This window comes from Wolbachia endosymbiont of Zygogramma bicolorata (genome assembly GCF_051130665.1).
Taxonomy (GTDB): Bacteria; Pseudomonadota; Alphaproteobacteria; order Rickettsiales; family Anaplasmataceae; genus Wolbachia.
Genome location: NZ_CP149530.1, coordinates 107663 through 133093 on the forward strand (window position 1 = coordinate 107663; position 25431 = coordinate 133093).

At 36.6% G+C, this 25431-nt stretch carries 23 protein-coding genes; 11 read left to right on the top strand and 12 right to left on the bottom strand.

The genetic code is table 11. The features are described from left to right. Positions 1-114 precede the first annotated feature (114 nt). On the top strand, positions 115-1458 hold the full coding sequence (gene ltrA, locus WKH12_RS00475; protein WP_434732173.1) for a group II intron reverse transcriptase/maturase: 1344 nt from the start codon (positions 115-117) through the stop codon (positions 1456-1458). Positions 1459-1505: 47 nt separating this feature from the next. Here the strand turns inward: ltrA (WKH12_RS00475) and WKH12_RS00480 are convergent, their stop codons facing one another. The 3 genes from WKH12_RS00480 to WKH12_RS00490 form a co-directional block, all read right to left on the bottom strand. Then, positions 1506-1901, bottom strand: coding sequence for a DMT family transporter (locus tag WKH12_RS00480; RefSeq protein ID WP_434732372.1), 396 nt, complete (start codon positions 1899-1901; stop codon positions 1506-1508). 16 nt (positions 1902-1917) lie between these two features. Then, on the bottom strand, positions 1918-2232 hold the full coding sequence (locus tag WKH12_RS00485; protein WP_434732373.1) for a DMT family transporter: 315 nt from the start codon (positions 2230-2232) through the stop codon (positions 1918-1920). A 108-nt stretch (positions 2233-2340) separates the two neighbouring features. Beyond that, on the bottom strand, positions 2341-3447 hold the full coding sequence (locus tag WKH12_RS00490; RefSeq protein ID WP_264732408.1) for a D-alanyl-D-alanine carboxypeptidase family protein: 1107 nt from the start codon (positions 3445-3447) through the stop codon (positions 2341-2343). Between the two features lie 1082 nt (positions 3448-4529). Here WKH12_RS00490 and WKH12_RS00495 point away from each other — a divergent pair. From WKH12_RS00495 to WKH12_RS00505, 3 genes are all read left to right on the top strand, one after another. Beyond that, positions 4530-5063 carry a JAB domain-containing protein gene (locus WKH12_RS00495; RefSeq protein WP_434732374.1) on the top strand — a complete coding sequence of 178 codons (534 nt, stop codon included), beginning with the start codon at positions 4530-4532 and terminating at the stop codon, positions 5061-5063. A 53-nt stretch (positions 5064-5116) separates the two neighbouring features. Then, positions 5117-6131 (top strand): IS630 family transposase gene (locus tag WKH12_RS00500; RefSeq protein ID WP_434732009.1). Its coding sequence is split into 2 segments (ribosomal slippage): positions 5117-5581 and positions 5583-6131, totalling 1014 coding nucleotides; the frame shifts between segments, so codons are not numbered across the junction. Then, a complete protein-coding gene (locus WKH12_RS00505) occupies positions 6128-6406 on the top strand; it encodes a GIY-YIG nuclease family protein (RefSeq protein WP_434732375.1) in 279 nt (92 codons plus the stop codon). Before WKH12_RS00500 ends, WKH12_RS00505 begins: the two co-directional genes overlap by 4 nt. Positions 6407-6949: 543 nt before the next feature. On the opposite strand, the gene WKH12_RS00510 is transcribed toward WKH12_RS00505, so the two are convergent. Further along, the gene (locus tag WKH12_RS00510) at positions 6950-10543 is read right to left on the bottom strand and encodes a UvrD-helicase domain-containing protein (RefSeq protein WP_434732673.1); all 3594 of its coding nucleotides are present in this window, start codon (positions 10541-10543) and stop codon (positions 6950-6952) included. 81 nt (positions 10544-10624) lie between these two features. Between WKH12_RS00510 and WKH12_RS00515 the strand changes: the two genes are divergently transcribed. From WKH12_RS00515 to holA, 5 genes are all read left to right on the top strand, one after another. Further along, positions 10625-11491, top strand: a complete 867-nt coding sequence (locus tag WKH12_RS00515) for a 4-(cytidine 5'-diphospho)-2-C-methyl-D-erythritol kinase (RefSeq protein ID WP_434732376.1) — start codon at positions 10625-10627, stop codon at positions 11489-11491. A gap of 4 nt (positions 11492-11495) precedes the next feature. Then, positions 11496-11852 carry an Mth938-like domain-containing protein gene (locus WKH12_RS00520; protein ID WP_253307338.1) on the top strand — a complete coding sequence of 119 codons (357 nt, stop codon included), beginning with the start codon at positions 11496-11498 and terminating at the stop codon, positions 11850-11852. 1 nt (position 11853) lies between these two features. After that, positions 11854-12663 carry a metal ABC transporter permease gene (locus tag WKH12_RS00525; protein ID WP_253307337.1) on the top strand — a complete coding sequence of 270 codons (810 nt, stop codon included), beginning with the start codon at positions 11854-11856 and terminating at the stop codon, positions 12661-12663. A 131-nt stretch (positions 12664-12794) separates the two neighbouring features. After that, positions 12795-12983, top strand: coding sequence for a hypothetical protein (locus WKH12_RS00530; protein ID WP_096618007.1), 189 nt, complete (start codon positions 12795-12797; stop codon positions 12981-12983). 5 nt (positions 12984-12988) lie between these two features. Next, the gene (gene holA, locus WKH12_RS00535) at positions 12989-14005 is read left to right on the top strand and encodes a DNA polymerase III subunit delta (protein WP_253307336.1); all 1017 of its coding nucleotides are present in this window, start codon (positions 12989-12991) and stop codon (positions 14003-14005) included. Between the two features lie 533 nt (positions 14006-14538). Here holA and ltrA (WKH12_RS00540) read toward each other — a convergent pair. Together ltrA (WKH12_RS00540) and WKH12_RS00545 are read right to left on the bottom strand one after the other, a co-directional pair. Further along, on the bottom strand, positions 14539-15882 hold the full coding sequence (gene ltrA / locus WKH12_RS00540) for a group II intron reverse transcriptase/maturase (protein ID WP_434732173.1): 1344 nt from the start codon (positions 15880-15882) through the stop codon (positions 14539-14541). A 76-nt stretch (positions 15883-15958) separates the two neighbouring features. Further along, positions 15959-16973, bottom strand: a protein-coding gene (locus WKH12_RS00545) for an IS630 family transposase (protein WP_434732009.1) whose coding sequence is annotated in 2 segments (ribosomal slippage) — positions 15959-16507 and positions 16509-16973 — 1014 coding nt in all. Because the reading frame shifts where the segments join, the coding sequence is not laid out codon by codon here. A 75-nt stretch (positions 16974-17048) separates the two neighbouring features. Here WKH12_RS00545 and WKH12_RS00550 point away from each other — a divergent pair. Next, positions 17049-17966 carry an ankyrin repeat domain-containing protein gene (locus tag WKH12_RS00550; RefSeq protein ID WP_434732674.1) on the top strand — a complete coding sequence of 306 codons (918 nt, stop codon included), beginning with the start codon at positions 17049-17051 and terminating at the stop codon, positions 17964-17966. A 3-nt stretch (positions 17967-17969) separates the two neighbouring features. Here WKH12_RS00550 and secA read toward each other — a convergent pair whose 3' ends face one another. The 3 genes from secA to odhB all read right to left on the bottom strand — a co-directional run bounded on the left by secA (position 17970) and on the right by odhB (position 23030). Then, entirely contained in the window at positions 17970-20630 is a 2661-nt protein-coding gene (gene secA / locus WKH12_RS00555; RefSeq protein ID WP_434732377.1) for a preprotein translocase subunit SecA, read from the bottom strand. A gap of 236 nt (positions 20631-20866) precedes the next feature. After that, positions 20867-21754, bottom strand: coding sequence for an aminoglycoside phosphotransferase family protein (locus WKH12_RS00560; RefSeq protein WP_341822259.1), 888 nt, complete (start codon positions 21752-21754; stop codon positions 20867-20869). Positions 21755-21857: 103 nt separating this feature from the next. Next, positions 21858-23030: a 2-oxoglutarate dehydrogenase complex dihydrolipoyllysine-residue succinyltransferase gene (odhB, locus tag WKH12_RS00565; RefSeq protein WP_434732378.1), complete on the bottom strand. Its 1173-nt coding sequence runs from the start codon at positions 23028-23030 to the stop codon at positions 21858-21860. A gap of 262 nt (positions 23031-23292) precedes the next feature. On the opposite strand from odhB, the gene WKH12_RS00570 reads away from it, so the two are divergent. Further along, a complete protein-coding gene (locus tag WKH12_RS00570; RefSeq protein WP_434732379.1) occupies positions 23293-24000 on the top strand; it encodes a pyridoxine 5'-phosphate synthase in 708 nt (235 codons plus the stop codon). On the opposite strand, the gene WKH12_RS00575 is transcribed toward WKH12_RS00570, so the two are convergent. The 3 genes from WKH12_RS00575 to rplM all read right to left on the bottom strand — a co-directional run bounded on the left by WKH12_RS00575 (position 23993) and on the right by rplM (position 25374). Then, positions 23993-24304: an HU family DNA-binding protein gene (locus tag WKH12_RS00575; RefSeq protein ID WP_264688310.1), complete on the bottom strand. Its 312-nt coding sequence runs from the start codon at positions 24302-24304 to the stop codon at positions 23993-23995. The two genes, WKH12_RS00570 and WKH12_RS00575, sit on opposite strands and share 8 nt — an antisense overlap. A 145-nt stretch (positions 24305-24449) precedes the next feature. Continuing rightward, a complete protein-coding gene (gene rpsI, locus WKH12_RS00580) occupies positions 24450-24905 on the bottom strand; it encodes a 30S ribosomal protein S9 (protein WP_341822254.1) in 456 nt (151 codons plus the stop codon). 10 nt (positions 24906-24915) lie between these two features. Next, a complete protein-coding gene (gene rplM / locus WKH12_RS00585) occupies positions 24916-25374 on the bottom strand; it encodes a 50S ribosomal protein L13 (protein ID WP_253309391.1) in 459 nt (152 codons plus the stop codon). Positions 25375-25431 lie beyond the last annotated feature (57 nt).

The following is a 25431-nucleotide window of genomic DNA, read 5'->3' on the forward strand; positions in this document are numbered from 1 at the left end:
GAAGATGAGAGGGTGGCAGATGGGTGCGTAGTAGTGAAGAAGTGAGGTAACGCTCATGGAGCAAAGGCACCCTGCTAGTAGAAATCTTTTAACAAAAGGAAGGTAAAGGTAAAAATGATAAAAATGCCAATAAAATTACAAGACCTGAGAAGAAAGATATATATCAAAGCGAAAGCAGAACCGGAATGGCGATTCTGGGGAATCTATGTTCACGTCTGTAAGATGGAGACACTGGAAGAAGCATATAAGCTAACAAAGAAGAGTAATGGGGCACCAGGAATAGATGGGATGACATTCGAATCGATAGAGGCAGAAGGCTTAGAAAAGTATCTTCAACAAATAAGACACGAACTAATAACCAAGACCTATAGCCCAAATAGGAACCGGAGGAAGGAAATACCAAAATCTGGAGGAAAATTCAGAAAGTTGAACATACCCTGCATCCGGGATAGAATAGTGCAAACAGCACTGAAGCTAATACTTGAACCGATATTCGAATCAGACTTCCAAAAAGGATCATACGGGTATAGACCTAAGCGTAATGCGCATGAAGCAGTACAAAAAGTAACGGAAGCAGCAATCAAAGGCAATACAAAAGTAATTGACGTAGATCTGAAATCCTACTTCGACAATGTGCGACATCATATTCTGATGGAAAAGATTGCCAAAAGAATAAATGACAAAGAAATCATGCGCATGATTAAGCTAATCCTCAAAACAGGAGGAAAACGAGGAATAGCACAAGGATCACCACTTTCGCCACTACTAAGCAATATATACCTAAATGAGGTAGATAAAATGTTGGAGAAAGCAAAAGAGGTGACCAAAGAAGGAAAGTACCAACGTATGGAATATGCCAGATGGGCAGACGATTTAGTGATACTGATTAGTGAACACCCGAAACGGGAATGGCTAGAAAGAGCAGTATACAGAAGGTTGGAAGAAGAATTAGCAAAACTAGAAGTGAGCGTAAATGAAGAAAAGACAAAAGTCATCAACCTAAAGAAAGGAGAAACATTTAGCTTCCTAGGGTTTGATTTTCAAGAGAATATCACAAGACAAGGAAAATGGAATGTCAGGAAAACACCGCAGATGAAAGCACGAACAAACCTGCTACGCAAGTTGAAGGAAATATTTCGGCGCTATAAATCGCAACCGATAAAAAGAGTGATACATGACATCAATCCGATATTGAGAGGGTGGGTAAACTACTTTAGGATAGGGAACTCTGGTCGAAAGTTCAATTACGTAAAACATTGGGTGGAAAAGAAGGTAAGACGCAACTTAATGCGAGCCAGGAAAGCAAAGAAAGGGTTTGGGTGGAAGAAGTGGAGTAGCGAATGGATATACAAAACGCTGGGTCTATATTCAGACTACAGAATAAGGTATTACAAACCGAAAGCATCACCAGTACAATATGTGATAAACTTTGGTAAAGAATCTGCTAGGAAAGCGTAGTGCGGGAAAACCGCATGCTGCGTTTGACGAGGCGGGAGCTGGAAACGTTAACATGGGAATTTGGATTGAGGCCTATTGTGAAAACAATGGATCAGCCACCAAACCCTAAAGTAGGCGCGCCAGTTCTCGACCCTACACAATTTTAATCCTATAATCCCGAATGTAACTAAAATAAAGCATATTACTTCGAATAAATTAACTGGTTCATTAAATAGGTAAACTCCAAGTATCGAAGCTCCTATAGCACCTACTCCAGTCCAAATTGCATAGCATACTCCGATAGGTATAGAACGTATAGCGAGCGAAAGTAAATACGTACTAAGAGCCATGGAGAGTATGCTAATTATTGATGGTACGAGATGAGTAAATCCACAACTATGCTTAAGTGTTATGACCCAGAACACTTCAATTAGTGACGATAAGAGTAAATATATCCAATTCATGCATAAATTTTTAGGTTTAAATAGAGAGCTTTAGCCCTATGGTTCCTATTACAATTAAAATGATACATAAAACTTGAGATAAATTAATATTCTCTGTGAAAGCGGTTGCACCAATTATAGTTATTCCAATTGTGCATATTCCAGAGGAAACTGGATAGCATACTCTAATAGGTAGAAAGCATGCTGCAAGAGATAAAAAGTAAATGCTAATGATCATAATTACCAATGTTGCAATCGAAGGCACAACTTTAGTAAAACTGTTACTAAACTTTAACGTTACAGCCCACAGTATCTCTAGGATACTAGACAGCAACAAATATAACCAGCACATTTTCGTAACATTTCAATCTTGTATTGTAACAGAAATTGTTAGTTAAAACTACACTAAAGTGCAATAGATCTCTCTTTCGAAATTGCTTTGAAAGCCAATATATTAAACTTAAAATAACATTCTAAAAAACTTTTCTACGAAATTCAATTCCTGTACGTCATTTGCTGCATAAAGAGGTGTAGTTTGTTGCTCAACACCTGGTATTTCTACAAAAACTTTGCCCACTTCTTGACCTTTTTTAATGGGTGCAGGTATCATATCTTTATATTCAATACGCACCTTAATTTGGTCATGCAATTTGCGGTTGTAAGTTATGGTAACATCGTTTGCAACTGTAATAGGCACTTTTTTATCTTTTCCATAGAGAACATTTACTTCCTCAACTACACTGTCTTTAGCAAATATTTTCTTAGTATTAAAATGTTTTAAGGAGTATTGTATCAGTCTTTTTGCTTCTTCTATTCGCTCTTTCTCAGTGTTTAAACCATTTACGACAGCAAAAATTCTCCTATCATTTCGTTTTGCAGATGCTACAATGCCATAACCACCAGCATTTGTATAACCGGTTTTTAAACCGTCAACCCCAATGTCGTGAAAAAGTAGAAGATTTTTATTCTTTTGTGCAATTTCGTTATATGTCAAATATTGTTCAGAAAATAAATCGTAATATTCAGGAAAATCAGTGAAAATCCTTTTTGCCAGCATTACCAAGTCTTTTGCGCTCATAAAATGATCTCCATCTGGCCACCCGCTTGAGTTGACAAAATGACTGTCATTCAGGTTCAAATTTTGTGCAACCTCATTCATTTCAGCCACAAAATTCTCTTCTGATCCTGCAATACCCTCGGCTAGTGTTATGCAGGCATCATTACCTGAGACTATTGTAATTCCTTCGAGTAATTCCCTCACCGTAACGGATTGACCTTCTTTCAAAAACATAGAAGAGCCTTTTCTTTCCCACGCTTTTCTGCTTACTCGAAATTTATCCTCCATATTTATTATTCCAGCTTTTAGATAATCGAAGGCTATATATAAAGTCATTAACTTGCTCATTGAAGATGGGGCCATTTTTTCATCGGAATTATGGTCAAAAATGAACGAGTCTGAAGCTAAATCTAAGACTACTGCTTGCTTTGCTTTGGTTCTAAACTGGTATGAGTATGAAGAAAAAGGAAGTATAAAAACTAATAGCAAAATTACCAATCTGCTTAACATATCTATAATTTTAAATTTACAGTGCACTAATTAATAGTATAATTTTACAGGGGCATTTCAATAGATCTCTTGCATAAAAATTCCTTGACAAACTCCGCCAGCCCCCTTATTATGATAGTGAAGGTATTCAGTTATCTTAATCTGTGCAGATTAAACAGCAAGAAAACAACGTAGTTGGCGTCTTATTTTTAATTTTTTGCACTATGTGCACCTTATGTCTTCACAACATTTCTGGGTTTTTACCTATATAAGCTGAAACGCGCTTATAAGTCGTTTAAGACAGTATAGTACGCCAATTTGCAGGATTAGAGAGTGACAACTAGCTAACACGGGGTTTCTTTTGCCTTTTTTTCTGCTTAGTAAATTTCTTAAACATTTAAACTAAGGTGAGTTGCATTTAAAAGCAGCTAAATCTTGCTTGTCAAGCGTTTAAAACATAAAAAACGCCAATATTTTAAAGCGGATAATAACCACGGGGCTTCTTTTGCCTTTTTTTTTATTTGGTAAATTTCTTAATATTTATAGCAACATGAACAAACATTTGAGAGTAACTTCCGCTAGTAGGGTGTCATCCCAGTGCTTGACACTGGGATCTAGCCTTTATTATGCAGTCACTTGGTTGAAATTAAGTCTTCTGGATCCCAGTGCCCCTATGATGTCATTCCAGCGCGTGACGCTGGAATCTAGTCTTTATTATGCAGCCACTTATTTAAAGTTAAGTTTTCTGGATCCAAGTAGTCAAGCTACTCGGATGACACCTTGACAATCGTCATCCCGCTACGTGTTAGCGGGATCTATGCTAAGAGATACCGCGAATGAATCGCGGTATGACGGTCTGCGGCGATATGACGGTTCGCGGTGGCATGACGATAACTTCGTCATCCCGCTGCTTGTTAGCGGGATCTGCTGAGATACCGCGAATGAATTGCGGTATGACGTAGAGCTCGCGTCAGCTACTTTGATGACACCATTTACTGTCTTCAAAAATGAATGTTCTTACAATTGTGCGTCATGCGCTTTATTAAATATTTTACTTAAAAATCTAACTTCTTATTATACAAGAGATAAGCAATTCACTAATGATGAAAAATTACGAAAAGGGGCATAGAAAGCGCCTAAGAGAGAAAATTATTTTAGATAATGGACAATCATTACTTGATTATGAAGTTTTAGAGCACATTTTATATTCAGCATACAGTAGAATTGATGTAAAGCCGATAGCAAAGAGTTTGATAGAAAATTTTGGCAGTTTGAATAAAGTTTTTAATGCTGACCTGGAAGCACTGCAAAATGTTGATGGTGTCAGCAATGCAGCAATATCTGCCATCTTTTGTGTGAAACAAGCCTTTGTTCGTTCTGCAAGAGAAGAAATAAAAGACCTGCCTATAATCGATAACTGGGAAAAATTGCTTGATTATTTAAGAATAAGCATAGGAAGCCTCAATAAGGAAAATTTTCGCGTCATCTATATGAATAAAAAGTATCGTCTAATAGCGGAAGACCTGCAAAACGTTGGTACAGTAGATCAAATTCCTCTTTATGTCAGAGAGATCATCAAGCGCGCACTTTTGATTGGTTCAACATCCATTGTAATACCAATTCCTAAAAATAAATAGAGGAATAAAGAAAAATTTCTAAAATAGAATAATTTAAGAATTAGTGGGGAGTTATGGCAGGAAAAAGTAAAGCAATAGGAGAAGAATTATATAATAAGTGTAACCTGGAATTAAAGAAGCACGGCATAAGAGGAGAGATAGGAAGAAGATTACAGGCAATAATATCTGCAAAAGAATATGGAATAACAAAAGTTGCTCAAATATACCGAATTACTAGAACTACATTGATGAAGTGGATTACAAGATTTAAGGAAGGAGGAGTCAATGCGTTTAAAATACAACCAGGACGTGGAGTAAAGCCGAAGTTGAGCTACAAGCAGCAAGAAGAAATTAAAAATGTCATAGCAGAAGAAGGAGCCAACCTAACGGCTAAGAAATTAAAAATCATAATTGAGAAAATGTTTTCTATTGAGGTAAGTAAGTCTACAGCACATAGACTGATGCAAAAGTTAGGTTTTTCGTATATTACTCCAAGGCCTGTGCACAATAAACAGGATAAAAATAAACAAGAAGAGTTTAAAAAAAAATCTTAATGAAACTATTGTCACGTATCCCGAAAAAGAGCTATTTTTCTTCGATGAGTCGCGGTTTGGCACACATTCAAAGATTGGACACGGGTGGTTTAAAAAAGGCATTAGGACACAGGTTAAGGTAAAATTAGGTAGGCAAAACTTTTATCTCTATAGTGCAGTTAATCCTAGAAATCGAGAGAGTTCTAGCTTATTCGTACCAAACGTCAATACTGATTGTATGAATATATTCCTTGAGCAGATGTCACAATATTTAGGAACAAGGGAGGCATTTCTTGTTGTGGATTGTGCAGGATGGCATAGATCCAAAGGTTTAAAAATACCACAAAATATTACCTTAATCTATTTACCTCCATATTCACCAGAGTTAAATCCAGTAGAGCGTTTATGGCAATATTTGAAAGACAATCTCATTAAAAATAGAATATATGACTCTGTTAGTTTATTGGAGGATACTGTATGTGCATTCATTCGTAATATTACGGAAAGTTCGATCAAAACCATTTGTTCTGTGAGTTATTTGCCTACTTATTTATGAGATTTGGTATTACAAATAAAGCTAATAGCACATTATGTATTGGTGTAACTGCAAATTTGATCAAGAGGATTTGGGAACACAAAAACAAAATTGTTTCAGGTTTTACATCAAGATATAATGTAAATAAACTTGTATATTTTGAAGAGTTTGAAGATATAAGTTTAGCTATTGCAAGAGAAAGGCGCCTGAAAGAATGGCCAAGGCAGTGGAAAATTAATTTGATCAATCAAAAGAATCCTAGCTGGGTTGACTTATATTACTTAGCTTTAAGATAGCTATGCTGAGATCCCGCTAACACGTAGCGGGATGACGGGAAAGGAGTAGCGGGATGACGGTTCGCGGCGGCATGACGAAAAAGGAGTGGCGGTATGACGGTTTGCGGTGGTATGACAGTTAATTAATTCGTCATCCCGCTACTTGTTAGCGGGATCTATCCGCAGCGGTATGACGTAGGACTGCTGTCATCCCGCTGCTTGTTAGCGGATGAGATACCGCGAATGAATCGCGGTATGACGGTCTGCGGCGGCATGACAGTTAATTAATTCGTCATCCCGCTACTTGTTAGCGGGATCTATCCGCAGCGGTATGACGTAGGACTGCTGTCATCCCGCTGCTTGTTAGCGGATGAGATACCGCGAATGAATCGCGGTATGACGGTTCGCGGCGGCATGACAGTTAATTAATTCGTCATCCCGCTACTTGTTAGCGGGATCTAGAGATACCGCGAATGAATCGCGGTATGACGGTTAAGTAAGGGATCTATGCTAAGAGATACCGCGGGGTATGACGTAGTAGCTATTTCTTGTAATCAAGTTTCGTTAAAGGTCAGATTGAATGGTTAAATCTTCCACCCAAATAACCACACACTCTACTTGCTTGTTTGGATATATTTCTTGTACTAAGGTTTTATAGGTCAGCATTTGCTTTTTTATTTCATTTAATAAGGAAACAGAAACGTTACGGTGTGATTTGTAGTCAATTATGATCGCTTTATCTTGCGTTATGCATAGCCTATCTAGTCGTACTAATACTGGTTCGCCATCGATTATTCCACTCAGTGTAATCTCTGATTTGCCTTCTAAGTCAAACAAATAGCCATATTTTTCATTAAAGGCCAATATTTTACTGTAAATTTCATCCTTATCTTCACTGGTGTTTATATTGTCAAGATATTTTCTGACCCAGTTTTTTCTCCTTTCTTTTTCTATCTTGGGCATATATTGTAATATGCTGTGGATTATTAAGCCTCTTGTATAACTGTCTTTCGTTTCAGCGCTACTTTTTGTCATTCCAGCACTCCTTTTTTTGTCATCCAAGTAGCCAGACACTGGGATCCAGGCTTCTTTTTCTCTGGATTCCAGCATCAAGTGCTGGAATGACACAGGAGAGTGAGTAGCTGATGCTGGTTCTCCTTCTTTTTTACTGGATTCCAGTGTCAAGCACTGGAATGACATTGATAGGTTTGGCGGAAGGGAAATGACTGGAACGTCAAAATAATCACGTTTTTTATAAATGTAAGGGTAGTTTGCGTTCACACATAGCACTTCAACTTTTTCTTTAAATATTGGCTGTAAGTATGCTTGTTTCTTTTCATATGGTTCTCCATACTGAGTGATTAGATCATACCAAGAGCCCTTTTGCACTGGCTCTTTACTTAAGATGTATAACTCATCTTCAGCACGTGTGAGTGCTACATATAATAAACGCAAATATTCGTTATAATCCTCTAGTTTTTTCTCTCTTTTTACTTGATCACAATAAGCGTTATTGTTTTTTCCACACCAAAATGGCACTTCCGTTCCATCAAAGATAATGCTTTCACTGTTTCTTGGCACTGTGTTTGTATCAACCAAAAATACTATGGGAGCTTGCAGACCTTTTGATTTGTGAATTGTCATTATTCGCACAGCATTGCGTTCTGATTGCATATCATTCTTAATCTCCGGGTTATTCTCCTTGATCCACTGAACAAACGCTTGAAGAGATGGGTTTTCAAATTGCAACACAAGGTTCATAAATTCGTCTAGAACCTCGAAGCACTCAAGACCTAGCCTTGCAGCAAATTTCTTCTTACCTGTACGCAATATATGTGTAAATAGTGCAAGAGGAGACTCTATGCGAGATAAGTTAATGAGATAGTTTAATTCACTATAGATAACCACAGAATAATCCTGAATTCTTTCCCATAGTGAATGCTCTTTACGGTCATATGCAATGTTAAATAAATCATCTTCGGTAAAATTGAATAACGGTGATTTTAAAGCATTTGCAAGAGCTAGATCATTTGCCTGGAGGAGTAAAAATTCGGCCAAAGCTATTAAGTCCTGCACGGCTATATAGTCCATAATTCTAAAATAATCTCGGCCTACAACTGGCACGTTTGCTTTTTTAAGTTCGCTTATTATGTAATCAACTAACACGTTTCGTTGCCGTACCAGAATCACAATATCCCTTGGCTCTATATGGCGATCTTTAGCGACTAAAATCCGCCCTTCGTTTAACCAATTGTGAATTCTGTTGGCTATTGTTTGAGCAAGTAATCGGTCTGTTATTATATAATCTTTCCTGCATGTCAGAGGAATTTGTAAAGCTCGCTGTTCTTTCTCTTTACACTTTGGTAACGCTGGCCAAATTTCAATATATCCTTGATCATTTTCTCTATGTGGAACATGTTTTATTTCATTATCAACAAAAGATATTTCTGCGCGGAAGTTATTAAATATTCTATCTACAAGCATTAAAACTTCTGGAGTTGAACGAAATGACTTTTCAAGTTGGCATGATATCCAATCTCTGCCACCAGTTTTCGTATGAAAGTATTGTTGCATGTAGTTGAATAGATGGGGATTTGCTCCTTGAAATCTGTATATGGATTGTTTTACGTCACCAACTACAAATAAGGTTCGCTTTTCATCATTACCGGCAAAAAATTCATCGCAGAGATTTGTTATAATTTTCCACTGGCTGATGCTATTGTCTTGTGCCTCGTCAACAAGGATGTGATCTATTTTTTGATCCAAGTTAAACAATATCCAATCTTTGTAGTTTGGATTGCTGAGAAGATTTGTTGCTAAGCCAATTATATCATTGTAGTCAAGCAGTGCGTTTTTTGATTTTTCGCTACTGTATAGATCAACATATACTTTAAATATACCAAGTAAGCTACTGGTTCTCTTGAATATTTGATAAGAGTTCATGTCTTTTATATGAGTAAACACTACATTCTGAACGCTCTCTATTATTTGCTCTGCATCTCTAAATTTTTCCAAAGTACTTTTTGTTGCAATGGATGATATGCTCTTTTTTTCGTGCGATTCTGATTTGAGAAATACCTTGGCTAAATCTTCTATTCTGGTGTCTTTCCGCTCCATTCCGGTGTCATCCGAGTAGCTGACACTGGGATCCATATTTCTTTTTTTCTGGATTCCAGCGTCACGCGCTGGAATGACAGAGAGTGGTGGAATGATAGGAGATTTTACAAGGAATCTATTACACCAATCATAGAGCATTGCACTATAACTCTGATCTCTTTTACTGCCTTCACTTAATATCTCGGCTAATCTTTTTATGTGCTCAGTCGTTTCACTCTGTAAGTCATGAATTTCATCTGGAGCACTGAGTTTATCTTTGATATATTCTGAATCATTTTCTGATATCGATCTTTTTATACATAAAGTATAAAGCAAATCGCGTAGCTTATTTTCATCAAATTCAGCCGCAATAAGATTGATATCATCCTGCACAGTTTCGTTATGAAGCACTTTATTGAATATGATGGAATGTAATTCTTTACATTCACTCAGCGTACAATTTGGGGCGATGCCAGCTTCTATGGGAAAGTTGGAAATTAATTTGTAACAGAAAGCGTGTATGGTTTGTATAGTTAGACCAAGATTTTCCAATTCAGAGAAAAGCCTTCTTGCTCTTGTTAAATAATCTTTATTTTTTCTGGATCCCAGTGTCACGCACTGGGATGACAAGTAGGGGTGCTGGGATGACAAATAGGGGTGCTGGGATGACGTCGAAGGGTGAGCTACTGGATTTTCACTTAAATCGTGATTATGTGGTGCTATCACCTCAGCATCATTCTCCGTTATTTCTGCGTCATCCCCTGTCATCCCAGTGCGTGACACTGGGATCCAGGTTTCTTTTTTTCTGATTTGCAATAGGTCTAGTTGTTCCAGATCCATTATTAATTCACTTTCTGAGCATATTGCCCACTTACTGAGTATGCTGTGAATGCGATTCTCCATCTCGTTTGCTGCAGCGTTGGTGAACGTTAAGCAGAGAATATTTCTTTTGTTTTCTAATAAAAGTCTCAATACTCTGTCTATTAAGATTTTTGTTTTGCCTGTACCAGCGGACGCATTTACCCATACAGAGAAATTGGGATTTATGGCATTTGATCTCATCAGAAGTGCAAAAACCTTATAGAAATTGACTAAAATAGCATTATACATATAATGTAAAAATAATCTTAGTGAAGATATATAATGAAAAGTTTTTGTGTAAAGGCGCCTGCAAAAATCAATCTTTTTTTGCATGTTGTAAATAAGAAGGAAACAGGATATCACTTGATTGAAGGTTTATTTGTCTTTGCTAATCTTTCTAATTTTTTGGAAATAAAAGTAGGTGAGAAGTATTCTAGATACGATAACTCTACAGTTGAATTTGTAAATTCCGAACTTAGAATTAATAACAGGTACAACACCGTAATGAGAGCAGTTAATCTATTGCTTAGATATGCTCCTGCGCGAACTCAAGTCATTGTAAAGGTTGTGAAAAATATACCAATTGCTGCGGGTTTGGGCAGTGGCTCCTCAGATGCTGGAGCTGTGGTACGCATACTAGGGAAGCTGTGGAAGATTGATAGGACGATTTTAAATGAAATAGCTTTAAGCGTTGGTGCTGATGTTCCTGCGAGTATAGATAGCAAGCCAGTTTTTGTTAGAGGTATTGGTGAAGAGTTGTGTCCCATAAAAAAATTCTCTCTACCCACAAATATAGTACTGGTGAAGCCGAAAAAAAAGTTTTTGAGCACACTAGAGGTATTTTCCAAACATGAAGGAGAATTTTCTGAGCCAATTAAATGGAGCGATGACGCTGAAAAGGATTTGTTGAAGCTTCTTAAAGAGACGAGAAACGATCTTCAAGAGATAGCAGTAAGTCTTGTACCTGAAATTCAGGATGTGATATCAACACTTGAGTCACAAGAAGGCTCTATACTTTCTCGCATGTCAGGCAGTGGTGTATCATGCTTTGGAATATTCGATAGTGAGGAAAATGCAAAAGCTGCTGCAGTTAATATCAGAGAAAAGCAACCAGAATGGTGGGTATGTGACACTCAATTAATAGTTTGACTTTATGCCCTTAATTTCCGAGAATAAAAATCTTATAAATGGTTACAGGGAAGGAAAATTTTTGGTGAATAATAGAGAATATTGCGGCTCAATTATAGTTTTTCCTGAAAAGGTGATTAAATTGAAAGAAAGTGATATAAATAGCAAGGAACATTTTAAATCTTTTTTAACAGAGGAAATAGAAATTTTGATAATAGGTACTGGTAAAACACGCAATATACCAAGTTCTTCAGTGAAGTCCTATCTTATGGAACAAAAAGGTTTAAATTTTGAATTTATGACAACCGGTGCAGCATGCAGAACCCATAACGTTTTAATATCCGAAGATAGATTTGTTGTCAGTTATCTAATAGCCATATAGCATGCTTGAAATGTTTACCCAGGACTTTTTCATCAATAGTCTAGTTGCAGTAGTCGTAATTAGCCTAGTAACAGGCGCTTTAGGATCGTTTATGATATGGCAAAGGTTATCTTATCTTGGTGATAGTTTGTCCCATTCTTCGTTGCTTGGTGTTGCACTTGCTTTAATCTTTAAGATTAGCCCATCGCTTAGCATAATGCTCATTGCAATTACATTTGCTATACTACTTTCTCTTAATTTTAACAGATTATATTCTGCTGATACGATATTGAACATTGTTACCAATGTAGTTTTATCATCGAGTTTAATACTTATGTCTTTTCTTCCATCGGGCAATAATAGTATTATTAGCTCACTGTTTGGTGATATATTAACGCTCGATCAAAGTGATATAATATTGATTTTTTTAATCTCTGTAATAGTTACTTTGATATTAATATTTAGATGGCGTTATTGGTTAATGATTTCAATTAATCAAGATTTAGCAGTAGTTGAGAAGATTAATGTTAATTTTGTTAGACTAGAATTTTTAATCACTCTTGCTATATTTATAGCAATTGCTGCCCAATTAATAGGAATATTACTCATTGCTGCATTTTTGCTAATACCAGCAGCATCTGCAAGGCTCATTTCGAAAACTCCAATGCAGATGATTATTGTTGCAACAGTTTTTTCTGTGATTTCTGGGATATCAGGTCTGATGTTATCTGCAAGTTTTGATTTGTTAACTGGACCTGCAATTATACTTGTTGCAGCCGTATATTTAATTATCGCTTATTTTATAAGGTTAGTATTAAGCAGGTTGGCTTGATTTTAGTCTCGAATGTTAATAATTTTGTAATATACTCATTATAAAACATCACTATCTTAGCACAAAATAGTCTTTGCTATATTATTGTTTATGTGCTAATGATAAGCTGTTAATTTTATGGAGTAAGCAATATGAGCGAAGAAGGATTTTTTTCCAAATATATATCTCAACCTGTGAAAAAATTTTATAATTATATTACAGGAAAAACAGAAGAGTCGGATAATGTGCAGAGTACGGCAGATGATGTGCACAATATTGCGCAAGAAAACTCAGAGTCTTTGGATACTCATGTACAATCAAATGAGAATGATATCATATAGATGGCATGAGGGTCATACCATCCAAAGTTAAAAAATTCCTAGAGAAACCTGATGCTTTAAGTGGTGTGTTAATTCATGGAAGTGATAACAGTAGGGTTGGTTTTTATGTACAAGAAATAATTGCCAATTTGGATGAGTATTCAGTTCAGGTGATGGATTTTGCAATAGTGAATAAGTCACCCGGTTTACTGTTTTCTGAATTGGCAAACATTTCGATGTTTACCAGCAAAAAATTAATTAAGCTGATAAATGTGAGTGGAGGTATATCCAAAGAGTTAAAAAACGTATTGGATTATAACGCAAGTGGTCACTATGTAATGATGGTAGCAAGTGATCTTCCATATAATTCTGCGACTAAAAGTTATATGGAGAGTTCAAAAATTTTTGGTGTGATTGCTTGCTATAAGGACAGCAACAGCAATCTTTATGACATTATATCAAGTTACTTAAAACAAAATGATATAAAATGCACAAATGAGATAATCTACCATTTGCAATCTTACTTTAATCATAGCAAGCTGCCTATATGTTCAGAACTTGAGAAGTTAGTTTTGTACTTAGGGGAGAGAAAAGACCTAAAACTTACTGATATAGAATTATGCTTTTCAACTTCCGGCAACGACTATGCTACACTTGATGATCTATGCTCTGCCATAGCAAGTAAAGATATGTCGCGCTTCATTAGAATTTCTGATGCATTGATATCGCAAGAAAATTTTTCACCGATAGCGCTAATTCGCATTATATCAAATTATTTCCTACGCCTTGAAAACGTTTTGCTGTCAGTGCAAGGTGGAATGAGTGAGCAGGCTGCGATTGATCAGCTAAGCCCTCCATTGTTTTTTAAACAATTGCAGAGCTTTAAATCTCATTTGAAAAGTTTGCAACTTTCAGAACTTAAAAAGATTTTGGAAGAATTGATAAGCTTAGAAGTTACCTGTAAAAAAACTGATTTAGATCATAAAATGATTTTTCAGCAGGTGATTTGTCATATTACAAATACAATTACTTGCTATAGCTAACAAAGATAAGGTGTAACCAGACTGCATTCTGTGATTTTTAGCAAAACACGATCTTTCATTTGAGCTTTCTTCAATTTAAAATAAATACAGAAAATTGCTGCCTATAGCTAAACTGACTTAGATTTACCGACAATTTGAAAAACCGTCATTCCGCTACTAGTTAGCGCCGCGGCGGTATGACGGTTCACGGCGGTATGACGATAACCTCGTCATCCCGCTACTTGTTAGCGGGATCTATGCTAAGAGATACCGCGGCAGCATAGCTATAGCTATCTTCAAAAATATGGTTGAATAATTGTTAATAATAGTGTATAATTATTAATATTTTCAAGCATTTTTGCCATGGCTCTTTCAAAATTTCTCGATCCTCGCAATGATTTGTGTTTCAAAAAAATCTGTAGGGTCGAGAACTGGCGCGCCTACTTTAGGGTTTGGTGGCTGATCCATTGTTTTCACAATAGGCCTCAATCCAAATTCCCATGTTAACGTTTCCAGCTCCCGCCTCGTCAAACGCAGCATGCGGTTTTCCCGCACTACGCTTTCCTAGCAGATTCTTTACCAAAGTTTATCACATATTGTACTGGTGATGCTTTCGGTTTGTAATACCTTATTCTGTAGTCTGAATATAGACCCAGCGTTTTGTATATCCATTCGCTACTCCACTTCTTCCACCCAAACCCTTTCTTTGCTTTCCTGGCTCGCATTAAGTTGCGTCTTACCTTCTTTTCCACCCAATGTTTTACGTAATTGAACTTTCGACCAGAGTTCCCTATCCTAAAGTAGTTTACCCACCCTCTCAATATCGGATTGATGTCATGTATCACTCTTTTTATCGGTTGCGATTTATAGCGCCGAAATATTTCCTTCAACTTGCGTAGCAGGTTTGTTCGTGCTTTCATCTGCGGTGTTTTCCTGACATTCCATTTTCCTTGTCTTGTGATATTCTCTTGAAAATCAAACCCTAGGAAGCTAAATGTTTCTCCTTTCTTTAGGTTGATGACTTTTGTCTTTTCTTCATTTACGCTCACTTCTAGTTTTGCTAATTCTTCTTCCAACCTTCTGTATACTGCTCTTTCTAGCCATTCCCGTTTCGGGTGTTCACTAATCAGTATCACTAAATCGTCTGCCCATCTGGCATATTCCATACGTTGGTACTTTCCTTCTTTGGTCACCTCTTTTGCTTTCTCCAACATTTTATCTACCTCATTTAGGTATATATTGCTTAGTAGTGGCGAAAGTGGTGATCCTTGTGCTATTCCTCGTTTTCCTCCTGTTTTGAGGATTAGCTTAATCATGCGCATGATTTCTTTGTCATTTATTCTTTTGGCAATCTTTTCCATCAGAATATGATGTCGCACATTGTCGAAGTAGGATTTCAGATCTACGTCAATTACTTTTGTATTGCCTTTGATTGCTGCTTCCGTTACTTTTTGTACTGCTTCATGCGCATTACGCTTAGGTCTATACCCGTATGATCCTTTTTGGAAGTCTGATTCGAATATCGGTTCAAGTATTAGCTTCAGTGCTGTTTGCACTATTCTATCCCGGATGCAGGGTATGTTCAACTTTCTGAATTTTCCTCCAGATTTTGGTATTTCCTTCCTCCGGTTCCTATTTGGGCTATAGGTCTTGGTTATTAGTTCGTGTCTTATTTGTTGAAGATACTTTTCTAAGCCTTCTGCCTCTATCGATTCGAATGTCATCCCATCTATTCCTGGTGCCCCATTACTCTTCTTTGTTAGCTTATATGCTTCCTCCAGTGTCTCCATCTTACAGACGTGAACATAGATTCCCCAGAATCGCCATTCCGGTTCTGCTTTCGCTTTGATATATATCTTTCTTCTCAGGTCTTGTAATTTTATTGGCATTTTTATCATTTTTACCTTTACCTTCCTTTTGTTAAAAGATTTCTACTAGCAGGGTGCCTTTGCTCCATGAGCGTTATACCAAATCTCATAAATAAGTAGGCAAATAACTCACAGAACAAATGGTTTTGATCGAACTTTCCGTAATATTACGAATGAATGCACATACAGTATCCTCCAATAAACTAACAGAGTCATATATTCTATTTTTAATGAGATTGTCTTTCAAATATTGCCATAAACGCTCTACTGGATTTAACTCTGGTGAATATGGAGGTAAATAGATTAAGGTAATATTTTGTGGTATTTTTAAACCTTTGGATCTATGCCATCCTGCACAATCCACAACAAGAAATGCCTCCCTTGTTCCTAAATATTGTGACATCTGCTCAAGGAATATATTCATACAATCAGTATTGACGTTTGGTACGAATAAGCTAGAACTCTCTCGATTTCTAGGATTAACTGCACTATAGAGATAAAAGTTTTGCCTACCTAATTTTACCTTAACCTGTGTCCTAATGCCTTTTTTAAACCACCCGTGTCCAATCTTTGAATGTGTGCCAAACCGCGACTCATCGAAGAAAAATAGCTCTTTTTCGGGATACGTGACAATAGTTTCATTAAGATTTTTTTTTAAACTCTTCTTGTTTATTTTTATCCTGTTTATTGTGCACAGGCCTTGGAGTAATATACGAAAAACCTAACTTTTGCATCAGTCTATGTGCTGTAGACTTACTTACCTCAATAGAAAACATTTTCTCAATTATGATTTTTAATTTCTTAGCCGTTAGGTTGGCTCCTTCTTCTGCTATGACATTTTTAATTTCTTCTTGCTGCTTGTAGCTCAACTTCGGCTTTACTCCACGTCCTGGTTGTATTTTAAACGCATTGACTCCTCCTTCCTTAAATCTTGTAATCCACTTCATCAATGTAGTTCTAGTAATTCGGTATATTTGAGCAACTTTTGTTATTCCATATTCTTTTGCAGATATTATTGCCTGTAATCTTCTTCCTATCTCTCCTCTTATGCCGTGCTTCTTTAATTCCAGGTTACACTTATTATATAATTCTTCTCCTATTGCTTTACTTTTTCCTGCCATAACTCCCCACTAATTCTTAAATTATTCTATTTTAGAAATTTTTCTTTATTCCTCTATTTATTTTTAGGAATTGGTATAAGATACTTAACAAAAAACGGAGCTAATGTTAATGTACAAGATGAATGGGAAAAAACCTCCTTACATTATTCTGCTCAGCATGAGCATACACAAGTAGTAGAAGTTTTGCTAGAAGAAGGAGCAGGCGTTAATGCACAAGATGAAGATAAAGGGACTCCTTTGCATTATGCTGCTGAGCACGGGCATACAAAGACAGTGAAACTTCTACTAAAAAATGGAGCTAATATCAATCTACAAGATGAAGGTGAAAGAACTCCTTTGCATTATGCTGCTGAGCACGGGCATATAAAGACAGTGAAACTTCTACTAAAAAATGGAGCTAATATCAATCTACAAGATGAAGGTGGAAGAACTCCTTTGCATTATGCTGCCGGACATGGGCACACGCAAGTAGTAGAAGTTTTGCTAGAAAAAGGAGCAGATGTTAATCTACAAGATAAAGATGGAAAAACTCCTTTGCATTATGCTGCTGATAACGGGTATACACAAATAGCAGAGGCTCTATTAAAAGGAGGTGCGGGTGTTGATGTACAAGATAAAGACGGAAGAACTCCTTTATATTATGCTGTTTATTACACTTATGGTGAACATCCAAGACTAAATTATCAACATCCAAAAGTAGCAAAACTTCTACTAAATTATGGTGCAGACCCATCATTTATTCATAGACCTAAAGCTACAAAAGCAGGAATTACTGTGGGTATATTAGCTGCCATTGTTGCTCCATTAGCACTCATTTATGCTACTGCATTACCTGCACTAGCAATAGTTGGAATTACTGTGGCATCTGCACTGATCGTTGGTGGAATTTCCTATGGGGTTGCGTATAAGTCATCAGAGCATTCATTAAACAGTAAGCTAAGTGAGGTTAGCTGCAGTAATGTTGATGGAAATAAACAAACTGTACAACCATAGTTACTAATTTACCACAGTAACCGCGCCGTGGCAGTGCTTGTATTTCTTTCCGGAGTTGCAAGGACATTTATCGTTTCTTGAGACTTTGGAAAGTCTGCTATTTCTAGCAGAATGTAACCTATTGCCTATCTCTTGGTTGTCTGCCAACTTAAAGTGTGCTAAGCGATGAATGGTGAGTTCCTTCCATTTTTCAAGCATTGACTCAAACATCAAGAAAGCTTCGCGTTTAAATTCATTCAGTGGATCTTTCTGCCCCATGGCACGTAAGCTTATGCTTTGTCTTAAGCTTTCTAAAGTTGAAAGGTGCTCCCTCCATAAATGATCAAGTGTCATTATCATTACTTGCTTCACGATCGTATTCCACAAATCTGTAGTGTGCTGACTGTTGAAATATTTTTCTTTCTCAGTAAAAAATTCTTGTATCTTATCATTTATATAATTCAAAGCTTCTTGTTTGTTTAAAAACTTTGCTAAATCTTCTTTATCAAGCGTTATTCCATACTTTGTATGGAATTCTTTGACTATATCTTCAATATAATCCTCATAATAGCCACTTTGGATTATACCTTCTACTATGCTCTCATTTACTTCGCTATATACTTCAAGTAAATCATTAATTTCGTTGCCTAAGATATTGTTTCTCTGCTTAAAAATAACTTTACGTTGGTTGTTGATTACGTCATCAAACTTAAGCAAAGACTTCCGCACATCATAGTTTCTAGCTTCAACTTTCTTCTGCGCCTTCTCAAGTGCCTTATTGATCCATGGATGATGAATAGCTTCGTTATTCTTTAACCCTACTTTTTGTAAAAAGCTTCTCATTCTATCAGAACCAAATATTCTCATTAGATCATCTTCAAGTGATAAAAAGAACTTAGAAAGTCCAGGATCCCCCTGACGACCAGAACGGCCGCGTAATTGATCATCTATTCTCCTGCTTTCATGTCTTTCGGTTCCAACCACGCATAAACCACCAGCTTTTATAGCAATTTCCTTATCTTTTTTTACTCTTTCGACTATTTCTTGGTATTTTTTTTCTCTTTCATCAGCATTTTTTATCTTCTTTAGCTCTACCTTTGCAATCATTTCAGCGTTTCCACCGAGTTGAATATCAGTTCCACGTCCTGCCATGTTAGTTGCTATAGTGATACTACCTGGCACTCCAGCTTGTGCTATTATGTACGCCTCTTGTTCATGATAACGAGCATTCAATACTGAATGCTTAAGAGAATGGCTTTGCAAAAGCGCAGAAAGCTTCTCAGAGTTTTCGATGCTTACCGTGCCAACAAGGACCGGTTGAAGGCGTTTGTGGCATTCTTCTATAAACTTCAACACAGCATTAAATTTTTCTTTTCCTGTGCCATAAATTTCATCATCAATATCAACTCTTTTTACAGGTACATTGGTTGGAATTTTTACTACATTTAGTCTGTATATATCACGAAACTCTTCTGCCTCTGTTGCTGCTGTTCCAGTCATTCCGGAAAGTTTATTGTACATACGAAAGTAATTCTGAAATGTGACCGATGCTAAAGTTTGGTTTTCATGCTGAATTTCAAGATTCTCCTTCGCTTCAAGTGCCTGATGAAGACCATCGGAATATCTCCTGCCCTCCATCATACGCCCAGTAAATTCATCAATAATCACTACCTTGCCATCCTTTACTATATAATCTTTATCAGCAGTAAACAGCTTATGTGCACGTAATGCTTGGTCTATATAATGAGTCATTATCATGCTGTCAGTATCATAGAGCGAGGAATTTTCAGGAATGAGATTGTATGACCTGAGTAGTTCTTCCACTCGTGAAATACCATCTTCAGTAAGGAACACTGCCCTACCCTTTTCATCCACCTCATAATCAGAGTCAACTAATTTGGTTACTATTTTATTGATATGCTTATATATCTGATTGTTTTTCTCAATCTGGCCAGAAATAATAAGCGGAGTGCGAGCTTCATCAATGAGTATTGAGTCTACTTCATCAACTATTCCGTAGTGAAAGCCTCTCTGAACCATGTCTTCTTGAGAAAATTTCATATTGTCTCGCAGATAATCAAAGGCAAGCTCGTTATTTGTGGAATACACGATATCTGCACTGTAAGCCTCTTTTCTCTCTTCGTCTGTCAAGTTATTCGTGATAAACGCAACAGAAACCCCAAGAGAATTATATAATTTGCTCATCCACTCTGTGTCTCGTTTTGCAAGATAATCGTTAACAGTTACGACGTGCACGCCTTTCCCTTCTAAAGAATTAAGGTATGCAGCTAAAGTTGCAACGAGTGTCTTTCCCTCTCCTGTTTTCATTTCTGATATCATGCCGTTATGGAGCACCATTCCACCGATCAGTTGAACATCGAAGTGTCTCATGTTAAGAAACCTTCGAGAGGCTTCACGCACAACTGCAAATGCAGGTACGAGAAGATCATTTAACGTTTTCCCATTTTTCAATTCCTGTTTGAATTCTTGAGTTTTACCAGCAAGCTCCTCATCAGATAAGCTCTGCATTTCTGTTTCTAATGCATTTATTTGCTGAACAATTTTCCTAAAGGATTTTATTATCTTCTTGTTTGTTGACCCAAATATCTTTCTTATCAAAAAGAATGACAACGTAAAAATGAAAAATATAAGAATGGCTGTCAAAATTAGCGGAGAATCTAGCATAAACTTAAGTAAAGTCTTATTTAATATGAGATTATATTACTAAATGCAGCCTACAGCAATGACATATTAGATTTGGGAAATCTTTTCAAATTAAGAACCTATCACAGGCATTGTTTAGTTTGCTGAAAATGAGTTGTTCGTTTAAGTTGTTAGTTATGCTAGATTAAGAGTAATTCACTTGAGAACAGCAAAGAAAGGTAGGTATGCAAAAATAGAACTGAAAATCTTTGGTTAAACTAAGCTTCTTCATTTAGAATTTCATTAATAATTTTCTGTTGTTTCATAACTTCTGTTGTCTTCCAGTCGCGCATTGTAATTAGTGCCTTCCATAAAGCCCAGCCGCTTGCTCTGGCCCACGTGTCTGGATCTAAACATAGATGTGACTTGAAGATTCTCCGATTTTCGTTGTTCAAAAGTGTCCAGGCAATTACCAAGTCACAGGCTGGATCGCCGACACCCACACATCCAAAATCGATTACAGCAGCTACACATCCATCTTTCGCTAGGATATTCCCGCTTGCAAAGTCACCATGAATCCATACTGGATTCTTGTTCCATCTTGAGCTTATAGCTTTTTCCCAAAAGGACATTATAGTTCTAGCATCAATAAAACCTTGCAATTCCTTAATGGCCGATCTTACCTCTGTGTCATAGACTGATACGTGATCGCCGCGCCAGAAGTTATGGAGTCCAGGATTAGGGCCTCCTTTAACATCAATTTTATGTAACTCATTCAAAAATTGTGCAAGCTGAGAAGCAATAATCTGTAAATCCAGATCATCTATAGACAATGCATTTATGCTTTCCCCTTCGATCCACTTATATATTGACCAATTCCAGGGATAATGCTTTGATGGTTGTCCCATTGCAAGTGGCTTAGGAATAGAAAATGACAAATGTGGTGCAAGTACCTCAAGCCATTTTTGCTCCTTTAGAACTTGTAGCGCATAATCTTCTGCGCTTGGTAGCCTGATCAACATCTCTTCACCCAAGCGAAAAGTTCTATTGTCTATACCACTGAGTTCAACAGGTTTGATCTCTAAGTGAGCCCACTTTGGAAATTGCTGTGCAACAAGTTCGGTAACAAGTAATAACCAAGAGCGACTATCAATTTTTGATGCCATTTGCCGATTTTTCCTATTTTACCATCCGCCTTAGAAACCTTCTGATTCTAGAAAAACTTGCTTGTCATTTTTAATTGCTGACATTGTTTAAGTTAATACCAATTTACACTTCCAAAACTAATCTATTTGGATCTTCTATATAATTTTTTATTTTAACAAGGAAAGTCACTGCTCCTTTGCCATCCACTATTCTGTGGTCGTAAGAGAGAGCGATATACATCATAGGTCTGATTTCTACTGCATTACCCACGGCAACTGGCCTGTTTTGTATTGAATGCATTCCAAGTATTCCAGATTGCGGAGGGTTTATTATCGGAGTGGAAAGAAGCGAACCGTATACTCCGCCGTTTGAAATAGTAAATGTTGCACCTTCCATTTCTGATACTTGTAATTTGCCTTCTCGTGCTTTTTTGCCAAGAGCAACTAAAGTCAACTCAATTTCTGCAAATGACATCTGATCGGCACTCCGAATAACTGGCACAACAAGACCTTTATCGGTGCCAACAGCAACACCTATGTCATAGTAATGTTTATATATGATCTCATCGCCTGAGATCTCAGCGTTAATTTCAGGGATCTCTTTCAGTGCTTGCACCGCTGCCTTTATAAAAAACGACATAAAACCAAGTTTTATTCCATATTTTTTTTCAAAAGTGTCCTTATATTTTGCTCTTAGATCCATGACATTTTTCATGTCAATTTCATTGAACGTGGTCAGTATTGCAGCAGTATTTTGCGATGCCTTCAAACGAGCAGCAATTACTTGTCTTATTTTGCTCATTTTTACTCGTTCCTCTCTTTGCTCTCCACTCACTACACTTTTTGGCAATTCGTATTGTTTTATTGCAGGCTGTTCTGCTTTGTTCATGTGGCCTATCACATCTGCCTTTGTTACTCTGCCTCCCATGCCAGTTCCTTTGACACTTTCTGCATTAATTGCATTTTCTTCCATAATTTTGCGAGCTGATGGAGCATCTTTTTTAGCAGAACTTTCGCTTTTATCTTCTTTTCTCGCTTCCTCTTTTACTTCCCCCACGGAAAACTTCGCTAACAATTGATCAGGACTTATTACATCATCTTCCTTTACGAGAAATTCAGTTATTTGCCCTGAAGCTTCTGCAGTTAATTCAAGTGCTGTTTTGTGAGTCTCAATTTCAAAGATCAAGTCATCTACTTTTACTGCTTCTCCAATATTTTTCTTTGTTTTTACTATACCTTCCGTAACTGACTCACCACCAAGACTTTTTGGCGCTCTGATTTCTATAATTTTGCTCATAAAACAACTTCCGTATAAAACTTTCTATAGATTTATACATGAAAAGAGACATGTAATAAACTAATAAATTCATTGAGGCTTTTATCATTTAGAAGTGACAAACGGATAATATACTCCCAAATGTCATTCCAGCGCGTGATGCTAGGCCATCTTGACACATTTTGCCAACCCCGTCTCTCGGCTATGGTATTGCTAATCAAACAATGACTATGCAAAAGACCTAATAACATGTATAATCCATAAATAATTTTTGAGATAGATTGTGAAACTAGGTGTTAATATTGATCACGTTGCAACCCTCCGCAACGCACGCGGAACTTCCTACCCAGATCTATTGAAAGCAGCAGAAATAGCCATTGACGCTGGAGCAGACTTTATTACTGTACACTTACGAGAAGATAGAAGGCATATTAGAGATGAAGACGTATTTAACCTAAAAAAAAGCATTAGCACTGAGCTAAATCTTGAAATTGCAGCCACGGAAGAAATGCTTGAAATAGCAAAAAAGGTAAAACCCTATTCGATTAGTATAGTACCAGAAAAAAGAGAAGAATTAACAACCGAAGGTGGCCTGGATATCATTAATATGCACAACAAACTTTCTAGTATAATAGAGGAAATGCATAGCTCTAGCATAAAAGTCTCACTGTTTATCGATCCAAATATTAATCAACTAAAATATCTTGAGAAGCTAGAGATAAAACCTGACATAATAGAAATTCACACAGGGGATTACTGTGATAATCCATCAGAGAAAAAGTTACAGTTAATTACTAATGCTGCAGAGTACGTCAATAAATTAGGAATAGAATGCCACGCAGGACATGGCATAACTTATAAACACGCTAAGAAGATGACAAGAATACCTCACATCTCAGCTCTTAACATAGGCCACTATTTAATTAGCGAAGCTGTATTTTATGGCTTACACAGCGTAGTAAAAACAATGAAAATGGTAATGTCTAACTAACTGCTGCTTTTTCCTTCTCATTTAAAATACTTAAAAGAGTTTGGCTTGCTTTAAATTTTACCCTTGTCTTTTCAGGAACAGTCATGATCTCACCATTTTGGGGGTTACGACATTGTTTCTCCTGACTTATAGCAGTAGAAAATGTTCCTATTCCATGCAAACGTATTTCACCTTTCCCATGCAGCTCATCCTTTATTATTTTAATAAACGCATCATGAATCTTGCTCAAATCAGATTTTGTTATATCTATATTCTGACCAGAACAATCTTCCTTTAATTGTTTTATTATATCTTCTTTACTCATAAATTACCTTAATATTGAAAAATCACACAAATAGCATATTATGTTGACACCGATAGTCAACTAAATTCATCACAAAAATAGAGGATATTATACACTTTTGCAAATATTTGTATAATACTTACAAAAAAACACCACTATGAAATAACTATCTCTTAGAAAATTGACACTTTTTCCGAGCTTTATGTTGACCATATTTCTTACGTTCAACAACACGCGAATCTCTAGTTAAGAACTCACCATTACGTAATATAGAATGCAAATCTTGGCTTACACTACTTAAAGCTCTGCTTATTCCATGAGCTAGAGCACCTGCTTGACCAGATAGCCCTCCACCCTTTACAGTTGCGAATACATCATATTTGTCTAACGTAGAAGTTGCTACAAATGGCATTTTCACTATTTGGCACACTGACTCTCTTTTAAAATAAGAAATTAGATCGCCTTTTTTGTTAACACTAAATTTTCCACTTCCCGGCTTTATCCATACTCTTGCTGCAGATTCTTTTCTTCGGCCTGTAGCATATAAACGACCAAGCGAATCAACTGCTGATTTAATTGTCTTTTCTGACCAATCATTATTATTTATTATAGAACTCTTCATTTTTACTCCATTACTTTTTATTTTTACGATTCAAAGAGGCAAAATCTATCTTTTCAGGTTGCTGCCCTTGATGCTTATGCTCTGAACCAGAATAAACATACAAATTTTCAAAGCGTCTACGCGCCATAGGGCCATCATCAAGCATCCTTTTCACTGCCATTTTTATTACACGCTCAGGAAATTTGCCATTTAAAATATTATCTGGAGTAGTTTTCTTCAAACCACCAGAATAACCTGTATGCTTATAGTAAATTTTATCTTTAAGCTTCTTCCCGGTAAAATGCACCTTTTCTGCGTTGATAATAATTACATTATCGCCACAATCCATATGAGGTGTATACTCAGGTTTATGCTTTCCACGCAATAGTGTCGCTACAAATGCTGCAAGCCTTCCTACCACTAATCCTTCCGCATCTATGACAAACCATTTTTTGTCGATTTGTTTCTCTTTTAAGAAAAAAGTTTTCATTGTAATTTAACTAAACAATAGTAAGCTACTATATACTTAATTTCTCAATAGTGTCAA